We start from the raw sequence: 12,404 nt of genomic DNA, 5'->3' as shown, positions 1-12,404 counted from the left end.
GCCGTTCGCGTAGGTGGTGTGATCCTCTACAGCAAGGGCGGACAGCCGGCCTTCGCTGCGCGTGCTAGCTCAGAATGCGCCATCCGCAGGAGCCGACATTCAAATAAATGCAAGAATCAGAATTTTTCTGCGTTGCGCACGGCGGCGCTGTGCCCTATTGACCTACGCGGCGTGGCCCATAGATGTCTTCACTGATCCTTTGAAGCCGATAATTCAAGTTAATTGCTAACCCCTCAGCGACGCATTTCAATCATCTGGCTGTTACCCGGTAAGAAACTATGGAAATCACTTTAAAAAGCTCATGATCCGTTCAAGACACTCTGGACCCGCGTTATCAGTTCTGCACTTTGAAATGGCTTGGCGAGGCGTGCTGCGGCAGAAATGTCTTCGGGTATCGCCACTGTGGACTCGGTGTAGCCACTCAGAAAGATGAATGGGACGCTGCATTTGCTGAGCCGCTCGGCAACGGGAACGCTCGTCCCTCCATTTCCAAGATTGAAATCCAGCAGCGCCAGTTTCGGTGTGCTCTTTTCAATTTGTGCCATTGCTTCATCAACTGTGCTGCAAACAGCTATATTGTCATGACCCGCTGCTTCCAGAGTCGTTTCAATGTCCATGGCAATGATAGCTTCGTCTTCCAGAATTAGAATATCGCAATGTTTCATTTGGCCCCGCCCAAGTTGAAATCTACCTGAAAACATAGGCCGTCTTCACAATATTCAATGATGACTTCGCCCGAAAGATCACTCTTGAGCACACGTTCCAGAATCAGGCTCCCGAAACCGGTGCGTGCGGGAGGGGTCTCGATCTTGGGGCCGTTGTATTCCTTCCAGACGATGCGAACGTGATCGCTACCATCGACAGCGTCATGCGAGGTTTCGATGACAACGTGGCCCCCCTCAACAGACAGCGCCCCATATTTGGCCGCATTGGTCATCAATTCGTGAACCGCCATGCCAAGTGCCAATGCTTGTTTCGCACTTAGGTTCAGCTCCGGCCCAGTTTGCCGGACGCGTTCCAGGTCTTCACGCTGGTAAGGGGCAGCTTCGTTTTCGACGATCTCGGAGAAGGTCGCGGTCGTCCAGTTGCTATCGGTCAACACGTCATGCGTTCTGGAAATTGCGCCCAGCCTGTCTTCCAGCCGGGATTGATAGACCACCGGATCATCTACGCCCTTCAGAAGCATCTTGGAGATCGAGCCGACTGTGGCGAGGGTGTTTTTGACGCGGTGCTGCAACTCTCCGAGCAACAGCTTTTGCTGGTCGTTCTGCGATTGGATGCGGTTCATCATCCGCGTCTGATCGGTCACTTCGCGGACGCACGTGCCAATGGCGAAAACCTCATCACCCTGAAGGACAGGGTAGAAATCGCCAATCCAATGCCGTGTCTCACCCGGTGAGGCGGGGGTTTCACCTTCAATATCTACATTCAGCACTGGCTCGCCAGTCGCCAAGATCTGATCATAGGTTTCGCGAAGATCATCTTCGAGGTCCGGCAGCAGCTCTTTGAATGTCTTACCGATATGATCTTCTCGCGAAAAGCCGTTGGTTTTGGCAAGTTTGTCATTGATCCGGATATAGCGGAGGTCGCGATCCACCAAGGATAGACCAACCGGCGTCGTATCATAAAGATTTTCCAGCTCGGCGTATTGCTGCGCCATGTCTCGCTCATTTCGTTTAAGCGTTTCCTCGTATTTCTTACGCTGTGTAATATCGACAAAGGACAGCACGTAGCCATCGAGTCTGTTGTCCGTGGTCCGGTAGGGTTTGATGCGCAGCAGGAACGTCTGGCCCGATGCCTTCACTACGACTTCGCGCTCAAAAGACTGGAGCGTCTCGTCAACCTTGTGCGCATCCTCTTCCAGATCGGGATAGTCGATCCGCGACGACAGGTCTGAAATCGGCCTTCCGATGTCGCGCGGGCGGATACCGAACAGAGTGGCGGTCGACGGCGTAAAGTTGCGGACACAGAATTCGCGGTCGAGAAACAGAACCGCCAGGTCGGTCGATTCAAACAGGTTCTTCAGGTCAGAATTGGCGCGGGTCAGCAGTCGGTTGTTCTCCTGAAGCTCGGCGTTGACCGTCTCCAGTTCCTCGTTGATCGATTGCAATTCCTCGCGCGATGTTTCGAGCTCTTCGTTCGAGGATTGCAATTCCTCGTTCATGCTCATCAGTTCTTCGTTGGTGCTCTTCAGCTCCTGACTGGAGGTTTCGCATTCCTGCAAAGTCGTGGTGAGTTGTTTGCGAAGCTGTACATTTTCGGTTTCGAGAATGTCACGATCCGCCGTCGCGCGCTCGCCCACTGCGGTGCCCAGATCAGATGCGTCAAAAGCACGTGCTTCGGTCAGAACCAGAATAAAATCTGACCCGTTCGGGCCGACCTCAACATCAAAGACACGGGGCCGTGGTTCGCTTGTGACGACCACGTTTTCGATCTTGTGTACGTCTCCGGTTTCCTCGGCCTTGGCCAGCGCAGTGCGTACGGGCAATCGCAACTCCGCCACAAGATATGCGTCAAGCATTGTCGAAGACGCACCTTGCGACGGCCGGACAAAGCCGGTCATTTTCTCCGAAAGATAAAGCACATCGCCGGTGCGCGACAAAAGCGCGAAAGGCGCAGCATAGCCTCGCAGAAATTCGCGCTGGACCGACGCTTCTCTCGACAGGTCGAGCGAGACATCCGCTTGCGGCACTTCTATCAATCTTTCCTTCGGCAAGGCGCGCGGGCGTCGCGGTGCGTCCAGCAAGGCAGAGTAGGTGGTCCGCGCGTCCGGGTCCTTGGCGAAAATTCGATGGGTTTTGTCCACCACCTCGAACAAGCGCTCTTCACCAGAAAGGCTCTCGGTTGGCCCCAGAAACAGATGGCCCTTGCCCCGCAATGAGAAATGGAAGCGCGGGATCACCTGTTTTTGCAGACTGGCCGAAAGGTAGATCAGCAGATTGCGACAGGAAATCAGATCAAGCCGCGAAAACGGCGGGTCCTGCAAGAGATTGTGCGGCGCGAAAACGCACATCTCTCGGAGCTTGGGAGTGGCACGGTATTGGCCATTTTCGATATGGAAGAACCTGTCGCGGCGCTCGTCACTGAGTTTCTCTACAGCATTGGCGGAGAACAGTCCGTAGCGTGCGGCGACCAGCGCTGGTGTGTCGATGTCTGTGCCGAAAACCTGAACGACACGCTGATCCTTACGAGCTTCCATCTCCTCGATCATCATCATGGCAAGTGAATAGGCCTCTTCCCCTGTTGAGCAACCGGGTACCCAGATGCGGATGGTGCCATCGGCTGTATCCAAAAGGGGACCTACCACCAATTCCCGCAGTGCATCGAAGGCCTGAGGGTCCCGGAAGAACTGTGTCACGCCGATCAGAAACTCCTGGGCCAAAAGCTGGGCCTCTTTCTCGTCGTCAAGAATCGCAAGAAAAGCCTCCACGTCTGACAGCCGCAGGACGGTCATGCGTCTCTCTATCCGCCGCACCAGCGTCCCGGGCTTGTAATCGCTGAAGTCGTTACCGGCGACTTCGGCAAGACGCTCTGCGAAGCGCGGCAGGGCCGCTTTGATCTCCTGCTGGAGCGTGTCGAATTCGTCGCCTTTACTCAGTTCCCAACGGTGCTGAATAATCTCGTCCAGGCGGCCCGCGATCTTTCCCACCGGCAAAATGAAATCGACCAGTCCTGTTGCAACTGCACTGTCGGGCATGCCGGGAAAGCGTGCTCCCTTGCTCTCCTGCACCAGCGCGAAACCTCCGGCGGCCTTGATTTCCTTCAATCCAGCGGAACCGTCGCTTCCCGTGCCTGACAGCACGACGCAATAGGCGTCACGACCCCGTGCGATGGCCAGAGATGCGAAAAATGAGTCGATGGGTCGATGCTGCGCATCATCAGTGTCCCGAGCCGTCAGTTTCAGATGGTCGTCTTCGATGCTGGCTACGTGTCCGGGCGGCACCACGTAGAAATGGTTTGCCTCGATCCGTTCACCATCGCAGATCTGCGCCACCGGGATGTCCGTCTGCGCCTGCAATAGCTCGTGCAGGATCGACTTCTGATCGGGGGCGAGATGTTGCACGATAACGTAGGCAGCGCCCGTATGTGAGGAGGTGCGGCCGATCATAGTCTTGAGGGCCTCAAGCCCGCCAGCGGAAGCGCCTATTCCGACGATTGGGATAACAGGTTTCGTAGCCATAATAAGCCCTCTCATCAAAATGTTGAACTAAGTTCAGTTCATCCTACACCTATTAGTGTAATAGACCAGCCGCATTCACCTCGGTTCGGCTACCGAAGTGGACCGCCGAACTCAGAGAGAATGACCCCATGTCGCATCATGTAGATACCGTCGTCATCGGAGGCTCCGCTGGGTGCTTCACGGCACTGCGCCGCTTGCTTGCCGATCTTCCCGAAGACCTGCCAGCCGCCGTTTTGATCTGCCAGCATTTTTCGTCTCTAGGAGAGAAGCACGCGGTCGATCTGCTGCGTGGATACTCAAAAATGCCGGTAACGCTGGCCGAAGACGGTATGGAGATCGAAGCGGGACAGATCATATTTGCGCGACCGGATGTTCACATGATGATTGGTCAAGATCACCTGCATCTGCGACGCGGCGCGCATGAGAATAACTTTCGCCCGGCCATCGACCCGCTGTTCCGCTCTGCCGCCGTCTATCGGGGGCCGCGCGCGATCGGGGTGATCTTGTCGGGCATGATGGACGACGGTGCAGCAGGCGCGCGTGCGCTGCACCGAACAGGCGGGCATATTTTGGTCCAGTCACCGGACAGCGCCGATTTTCCTGACATGCCAAGCGCAGCATTGGCGGCGGTGCCCGAAGCGGAACCGGTTCCGCTGGAAACACTGGCTGCCGAAATAGCTGCGCTAACCAACAGGCCATGCAAGCCGCCGGGTGGCGTGCCTTGGGAAATGGGACTTGAGTTGAAAATTGCCGGGTTGGAAGGAGCTACAATGGCCAATGAAGAGCGGCTGGGCGAATTGTCGCCGTACAACTGCCCGCACTGCAACGGCGTCCTGTGGCAGATCGAGGACGGGCCGATGACCCGCTTCCGCTGTCACACTGGACACGCCTATACCATGGAAAGTCTGAACGCGAGTCAGGACAGGGCATTGGATGAAAGTCTGTTCAACGCCCTACGCGCCCACAAGGGCCGCGCAGCCCTGATCCGCCAGATGGCCAGAAAGACAGAGGGAACGGAAAGCCGCCGGAGATTGGAGGAACGTGCGGTGCGATACGAAGAAGATACGGAACGGTTGCAACAGATCATCAAGAATAGAAATACAGGCCAGCCATAGACCCGATGCGGTGTCGTACTCAGCGTCGCTTCGTCCGCGTAGCAGTCATCCGCAAATCGAAAATGCCGCGCCGTGCAGTGAAGGTCCGGTAAAAGGAAGCCGCGCTGCGGCAAAGGTGATCCTGCCCAATGGCAGGTTTGGGCCGCGAGCGACAGCCGGCCCGAGCACCCATGGTCTGCAGCGCGAGGGGCGACCAAGCGCTTGGCCCCGCGCAGCGAAGGTCGGGAACGAGCCCACCTTCACCAATGCTGCGCGATGCACGAATGGCGGCAATAGAGAGGTCTCTTTGCTATGTGACACGTCGAAAAACAAGCTAAGGCGTACGCGACGCATTGGCTTTGACCCTTCGTAGCGGGATCGAGGACTCGATTGATGCGACGCCGCGCACCTTTGTCAGCCGGTGGGTAAGGAAGCGTTCGAATTCTTTTAGATCAACTGTAGAGACCCTCATTAGATAATCACGCGTGCCTGTCATCAGCCAGCAATCGACCACCTCTTCAAACGCGCTAATAGCCTGTTCGAAATTGGCCAGAGCTTCATCGATCTGCTTGTCCAGCTGTACAGATACAAAGACAGTTACTGGATATCCTAGTTTTTCGTCATCAAATCGCGCGCTGTAGCCTGCGATGACGCCAGTTTCCTCCAAAGCGCGCACACGCCGCGCGGTTGGTGTCGGGCTCAACCCCACAGCATCACCCAGATCGCTCATGCTAGTGCGCCCATCTGTCGCCAGTCGGCGCAGGATTCGCTTGTCCAATTCGTCCATTGCGCGATAATTGACCAACAAATTCGGATTTTAAAGTCGAAAGCGGCGCACTTTAGGATAATTCAAGGTGTGTTTAGCCACAACTATCGCAACAGTAGCCTTAGGTTTCGTGAAAATAGAAGGAACAGTTCATGGTACTTTTCAACCGTGAGGCGCTGGAAACGGCAGCGACCCTCGTTCACAAGCATATGTCGCCGACGCCACAGTATACGTGGCCTTTGCTAAATGAAGCGGTTGGCACAGAGGTTTGGGTAAAACACGAAAACCATACACCCACCGGAGCGTTCAAGGTGCGCGGCGGTATTACCTATACCGACTGGCTCAAGCGGACTCAGCCTGATGTCAGGGGCATTTGCACAGCAACTCGCGGCAATCACGGGCAAAGCCAAGCGCGCGCTGCGACTGCGGCAGGTTTGATCGCAAAGATCTATGTGCCAGAAGGGAACTCGACCGAAAAGAACGCCGCGATGGCCGCCTTTGGTGGAGACGTCATTGTTCACGGTGCTGACTTTGACGTTGCGCGACAAGAAGCGATGCGCGTTGCCCAAGAGGAAAACCTTGCCCCCGTGCCGCCCTTTCATCCTGAACTGGTGCGCGGTGTGGCGTCCTACGCACTGGAATTTTTTACGGCTGCCCCCGATCTCGATACGGTCTATGTACCCATCGGTTGCGGCTCGGGGATATGTTCCGTCATCACTGTCCGCGATGCGCTTGGACTGAGCACCAAAGTTGTCGGTGTTGTTTCAACAGAGGCTCAAGCGGCAAAACTCTCTTTTGAGGCTGGTCGGCTGATTGAGACAAACTCCGCAAAAACTTTTGCGGATGGCATGGCCGTGCGGATTCCGGTGCAGGACGCGTTTGATATCTATTCGAAAGGGGCAGACCGGATCGTCGCGGTAACCGATCAGGAAGTTGCTGAGGCGGTTCGCGCCTATTACCGCTGCACGCACAATGTCGCCGAAGGGGCTGGCGCGGCACCCCTCGCGGCTTTGATGCAGGAGCGCGCAGCGATGCGCGGTAAACGGGTTGGCGTGATCCACTGTGGCGGTAATATTGACACCGATCAGTTTGTGACTGTCCTCAAGGGCGGAGTGCCACAAATATGATCGACCTCGCGACAATCGAACAGCGCGTGCTGTGGTTGTCCCACTGGATGATCCACCACGCCAATCACATTCGGCTCAAAGCTGACGGCATCAAAGTGGGCGGGCATCAGGCGTCGTCCGCCTCGATGGTGTCGATCATGACGGCGCTTTATTTCCACACCTTGCGACCGCAGGACCGCGTGGCTGTCAAACCCCACGCCTCGCCGGTGTTTCATGCCATACAGTATCTGATGGGCAACCAGACTCGCGAGAAGATGGAGAGCTTTCGCGACTATGGTGGCGTCCAAAGCTATCCGTCGCGCACCAAGGATATCGATGATGTGGATTTTTCGACCGGCTCTGTAGGGCTTGGCGTCGCGATTACGTCGTTCGCGTCCATTGTTCAGGATTACATCACCGCGAAATCCTGGGGCGGTGATGTGGACATGGGGCGTATGATCGCGCTTGTCGGTGACGCGGAACTGGACGAGGGTAACATCTACGAGGCCCTGCAGGAGGGCTGGAAGAACGACCTTCGCAATTGTTGGTGGATCATCGATTACAATCGCCAATCACTCGATGGTGTGGTGCGCGAAGGGCTGTTCCAGAGGATTGAACAGATTTTCGACGCCTTCGGTTGGGATGTCGTGCGGGTCAAATATGGGGTGCTCCAGAATGCCGCCTTCGCGGAGCCGGGCGGTGACAAGTTGCGCCAGTGGATTGATGATTGCCCCAATCAGCTTTATTCCGCGCTGACGTTCATGGGTGGGGCGGTCTGGCGCGAACGGCTGATGGACGCCTTGGGTGATCAGGGCGATGTGACGGCCCTGATCGAAGCGCGCAGCGACGATGAACTGGCCGCGCTGATGGAGAACCTCGGCGGCAACTGCGCCCAGACGATGGCCAAATCTTTTGATGCCATCGACCACGACCGCCCCGTCTGCTTCCTAGCCTACACGATCAAAGGCTGGGGAACGCCAATTGCGGGTCACAAAGACAACCACGGCGGCTTGATGACCAAAACACAGATGGCCGACTGGCAAGCCCATATGGGCGTCCCCGTTGGCGAAGAATGGGACAGATTCGCGACGATCGAAGACCCTGAAGCGTTTGAAGCAGATCTGCAGAACACAACGTTCTTTGCCAAAGGGCAGCGACGGTATAGCGATACCAAAATAGACGTCCCTGAAATCTCGCTGTCGCCTGATCGTGTAATTGCGACCCAGATGGCGTTTGGAAAAATCCTCGATGATCTTTCCAAGGGCGACTCTGTGCTGGCCGACCGGATCGTCACAACATCACCGGATGTGACTGGCACGACCAATCTTGGCCCGTGGGTGAATCGGCGCAAACTGTTTGCACGCGACCATCAGGAAGATACCTTCCGGGCCGAGAATATCCCCTCGACCGCGAAATGGGAGTTCACACCGGACGGCCAGCATATCGAACTGGGCATCGCCGAGATGAACCTGTTTCTGCTGCTTGCCGCCGCTGGACTGTCCGATTCCATCTTTGGCAAACGCTTGATCCCCGTCGGGACGGTCTACGACCCATTCGTTTCACGCGGCCTCGATGCCTTGAACTACGCCTGCTATCAAGATGCGCGGTTCATGATTGTTGGCACGCCATCCGGGGTAACGCTGGCCCCCGAAGGTGGTGCGCATCAGTCTATTGCCTCACCGTTGATTGGCATGTCTCAGGACGGTCTGGCCGCGTTTGAACCCGCTTTCGCGGACGAACTGGCAGTCATCATGGGGTGGGCCTTTGTTTATCTGCAAAAGGACGGCGAAGGCGATCCGGATGAACGCACGCGGCTGCGCGATGAAACCGGCGGGTCGGTTTATCTGCGTCTATCGACCAACCCCATCGAACAGCCCGGCAAACGGGTTGACGATGACTTCCGCCAAGGTGCCATCGATGGGGCCTATTGGTTACGCAAGCCGGGGCCGAACTGTTCCCTGGTCATTGCTTATCAAGGCGCCGTCGCACCCGAAGCCATCGCAGCGGCCGGCATGCTCGGCGAGCATCGGCGCGATGTCGGCGTTCTGGCGGTAACATCGGCGGACCGACTGAATGCCGGATGGACGGCTGCACAGCGCGAACGGGCTCGCGGCAATCCCGACGCATGGAGCCATATAGAGGCATTGCTCGCCCCGCTGCCAAACACGTGCAGCATCGTGACGGTCATTGACGGCCATCCGGCAACGCTCTCATGGCTGGGCGCTGTCGAAGGACACAAGACAATAGCGCATGGTGTCGAACACTTCGGGCAGACTGGCACTATCCATGATTTGTACAGGCATTTCCGCATCGATAGGGACTCCATAGCGAAGTCCGTGAAACAATTGACCCCCGGCGCCAAAGTCTGACCGTATTTGGCTACATCAGTGATTTCAGGCAGATGCATAGCGGACGTTCGAACAAATGCAGCGAAATGGCGCTTTGTCCCGCTCTGCCGACCTTCACCCACGAAAAATGCTGCGCGATGCACGAATGGCTGCTTCGGTGACGGTGCGTTGCCGCATCGACGGTCGCTTCGAACGGCAGGTCTGGGCCGTGAGCGGTGCCGCTCGATGGGCGACCAGGCGCTTGGCCCTGTCGCGCAGCGAAGGTCGGCAGTGATCCCATACCTACTCGTTCTTTGCCTTCTCAAAAAGCTTTGAAAAGTAATCATCTACACCTTGTCGCTTTGCGTTGAGCATCACCTTGGCGGCAATTTCATCTTATGGCCTGCCAGCTCTTATCATGGTCGGCACATTATGAACGACATCGGCAAAAATGCGTGCCTTTCTAATGTTTTCTGTAGCCCTGATTTCGATCAATGCGATATGGAGGACATATAGAACTTCAGAGTGGTCGTTCATCAAAACTCTTTCATCTCTGATTATTTTTAACCGCGCCGATTACCGCAACATGACAAATGCTGGAGTGACGCCAACGGCAGAAAACGTCCACTCAGCAGACCTTACGAACCCGCCAAGGTTCGAACGTTCGGCGAACGGCAGCTTTGACGGACTGCGCTGCAGCATTAGAATCCAAGACTGAAGGTCGGCTCAGGGCCGGGAGCGACGCCGAACTAGGAACGGCTACGCGCTTGTCCCTACAACGCAGCGAAGGTCGGCTTGGAGCCCTACCTAGACGTTCATCCTGGCCAGGAATATCTATAATCCATGACGATAGCTAAAGCTGAATCCCACGCCGCGCGGATTAACCGTGAGCTTGCCCACCGTATCGTGACTGGACAGATCGCGGCGGGAGAGCGCCTGCGGCAAGACCACATTGCAGAGGAGTTCAGCACTAGCCACGTGCCCGTGAGAGAAGCGTTCCGCAGGCTTGAGTCACAGGGGCTTGTCGAGAGCGAACCTCGCCGCGGCGTTCGGGTCGCGGCTTTCGGGTTCGACGAGATCCGAGAGGTCGCACAGATGCGTGGATCACTTGAGGTGCTGGCGCTTCGCAACGCCGCTCCGCACCTCACGGCTGCCATCTTGGATGAAGCCGAAGAAGCCTCCCGCGCGGGGGATCGCGCCGGCGATGTCTATGGCTGGGAGGAGGAGAACCGCAGATTCCATCGCACCATACTGACGCCCTGCGGGATGCCCCGCCTGTCGCAGTCGATCGACGATCTGCACGTGGCGAGTGCGCGTTTCCTGTTCTCAGGGTGGAGCGCAGAGTGGGAAACCCCGACTGACCGCGACCATCGCGCGATTTTGCTAGCGCTTCGAGCTGGTAATATCGACTTGGCCGCCTCGCTTCTGTCGCGGCACGTCACGTGGATGGGATCGAAGGCGCCCCCGAACGGGTCGCTTAGCAGCAGGTAGCGGTAAGCCCCCTTTCCATGCCTTTGGCCAACCGCAAGACCGCTGGTTTTCCCGGCGCTCTTGCTATGCATCTGCGTTCTCGGCAAAAGTTAGATATCGGATAGGGATTCTATCTATAATTTTGAAAAGGATGCTCGCATGACTACCTCAGCCGCCATGCCCGCCGGTGCCGCACGCACCCCGTTAGACATTCGCAATCGCTCACTCGCCTGGAAGTTCGGCGCGGTGATCTTGGGAACCGTGTTCTTGGCGCTCTCGTCCTATGTCGAGGTTCCGATGGTGCCCGTCCCTGTGACGTTGCAGACCTTTTCAGTTGCCCTGATCGGCGCGCTCTACGGGTGGCGGCTTGGCGGCATCACGATCACGGCCTGGCTTGTCGAGGGGGCTCTGGGTCTGCCTGTTCTGGCCGGGGGCGCTTCGGGTGCGCAGCACTTCATCGGGCCGACGGGCGGGTACCTTTTCGCGTTCCCTGTCGCGGGTATGATCATGGGTTGGCTGGCGGAGCGTGGCTGGACCGGGCAGCGCGTCGGACTGGCCTTCGTCGGCATGCTCGTCAGCAATGCGGTTTGCCTTGCTTTGGGCGCAACGTGGCTGGCAGTGCTCATCGGCCCCGAGCAGGCTATCATGGCCGGTGTCGTCCCGTTCCTCCTAGGTGCCGTTCTGAAGTCTGCGCTCGGCGCGATGGTGCTCAAGTTGATCCACGGCAGGATGAAGCGTGCCGACGCATGACGGTGCTGCTTCGGCCCCACCATCTTCTATGCATTCTGACCCATGTTGGTAGGGGATATTCCCCTGCCTTCACGACCAACATGGCAGCGATCATCGAGCGCATATCCGCGGGGGAAGAGATCAAGATCGTCGATGGTCCCGACGATATCTGCGCGCCCCTGCTCCATGACGAAGACGCACATTGCCGTCGTAACAGCGTGATCGCGCGGGACCGGGCTGCGTCCAACGATATCGGGAAACTGCTAGGGCGCGCGGCCACGCCGGGAGCGTGTCTGGTGCTGGACGATGCGTCGATCCGATCCCTGCGGCGCGCGTTTGACACCATGAGTGTAAGATCGGCCTGCGAGGGCTGCGAGTGGACCTCCCTATGCAGCGCCGTCGCCGCTGCGCAATATGCCAACACATGCCTCTAAGCAAAGACTGCTTTGTCCGCTCTGCCGACCTTCACCCACGAAAAATGCTGCGCGATGCACGAATGGCTGCTTCGGTGACGGTGCGTTGCCGCATCGACGGTCGCTTCGAACGGCAGGTCTGGGCCGGGAGCGACGACGCGCGAGGGGCGACCAGGTGCTTGACCCTGCGGCGGGCTTTGTTGCACAAATCGCTTCAGGGATTCACTGTGTGAATCCGGCATGATAGCTGGGCGACATGAGCAGTTGGGCCCCTACGAAGTACAAGACCAGGAACTGGCCTTCGTACAACACATCGCTG

9 protein-coding genes are annotated in these 12,404 nt (G+C 57.3%); 6 read left to right on the top strand and 3 right to left on the bottom strand.

Annotated features, from left to right (window positions below; translation table 11 throughout):
• Window positions 1–299 precede the first annotated feature (299 nt).
• Together J4E08_RS21825 and J4E08_RS21820 are read right to left on the bottom strand one after the other, a co-directional pair.
• Window positions 300–665, bottom strand: coding sequence for a response regulator (locus J4E08_RS21825; protein ID WP_349540294.1), 366 nt, complete (start codon window positions 663–665; stop codon window positions 300–302).
• Window positions 662–4,180 carry a chemotaxis protein CheB gene (locus J4E08_RS21820; protein ID WP_349540293.1) on the bottom strand — a complete coding sequence of 1,173 codons (3,519 nt, stop codon included), beginning with the start codon at window positions 4,178–4,180 and terminating at the stop codon, window positions 662–664. The genes J4E08_RS21825 and J4E08_RS21820 overlap by 4 nt, the downstream gene beginning before the upstream one ends.
• Before the next feature lie 128 nt (window positions 4,181–4,308).
• Between J4E08_RS21820 and J4E08_RS21815 the strand changes: the two genes are divergently transcribed.
• Entirely contained in the window at window positions 4,309–5,295 is a 987-nt protein-coding gene (locus J4E08_RS21815; protein WP_349540292.1) for a chemotaxis protein CheB, read from the top strand.
• 313 nt (window positions 5,296–5,608) lie between these two features.
• Here J4E08_RS21815 and J4E08_RS21810 read toward each other — a convergent pair whose 3' ends face one another.
• A complete protein-coding gene (locus J4E08_RS21810; RefSeq protein WP_349540291.1) occupies window positions 5,609–6,061 on the bottom strand; it encodes an Lrp/AsnC family transcriptional regulator in 453 nt (150 codons plus the stop codon).
• A 131-nt stretch (window positions 6,062–6,192) separates the two neighbouring features.
• On the opposite strand from J4E08_RS21810, the gene J4E08_RS21805 reads away from it, so the two are divergent.
• The 5 genes from J4E08_RS21805 to J4E08_RS21785 all read left to right on the top strand — a co-directional run bounded on the left by J4E08_RS21805 (window position 6,193) and on the right by J4E08_RS21785 (window position 12,106).
• Entirely contained in the window at window positions 6,193–7,167 is a 975-nt protein-coding gene (locus J4E08_RS21805) for a threonine dehydratase (RefSeq protein WP_349540290.1), read from the top strand.
• Window positions 7,164–9,515, top strand: coding sequence for a thiamine pyrophosphate-binding protein (locus J4E08_RS21800; RefSeq protein ID WP_349540289.1), 2,352 nt, complete (start codon window positions 7,164–7,166; stop codon window positions 9,513–9,515). Before J4E08_RS21805 ends, J4E08_RS21800 begins: the two co-directional genes overlap by 4 nt.
• A gap of 801 nt (window positions 9,516–10,316) precedes the next feature.
• On the top strand, window positions 10,317–10,964 hold the full coding sequence (locus tag J4E08_RS21795; protein WP_349540288.1) for a GntR family transcriptional regulator: 648 nt from the start codon (window positions 10,317–10,319) through the stop codon (window positions 10,962–10,964).
• A gap of 138 nt (window positions 10,965–11,102) precedes the next feature.
• On the top strand, window positions 11,103–11,693 hold the full coding sequence (locus tag J4E08_RS21790; protein ID WP_349540287.1) for a biotin transporter BioY: 591 nt from the start codon (window positions 11,103–11,105) through the stop codon (window positions 11,691–11,693).
• A complete protein-coding gene (locus J4E08_RS21785; protein ID WP_349540286.1) occupies window positions 11,690–12,106 on the top strand; it encodes a DUF1284 domain-containing protein in 417 nt (138 codons plus the stop codon). Before J4E08_RS21790 ends, J4E08_RS21785 begins: the two co-directional genes overlap by 4 nt.
• Window positions 12,107–12,404 lie beyond the last annotated feature (298 nt).

It is taken from the genome of Sagittula sp. NFXS13 (assembly GCF_040148795.1).
Classification (GTDB): Bacteria; Pseudomonadota; Alphaproteobacteria; order Rhodobacterales; family Rhodobacteraceae; genus Sagittula; species Sagittula marina.
Note: the sequence above shows the minus strand (reverse complement) of the source record. Positions and strands in the feature narration are given on the sequence as shown.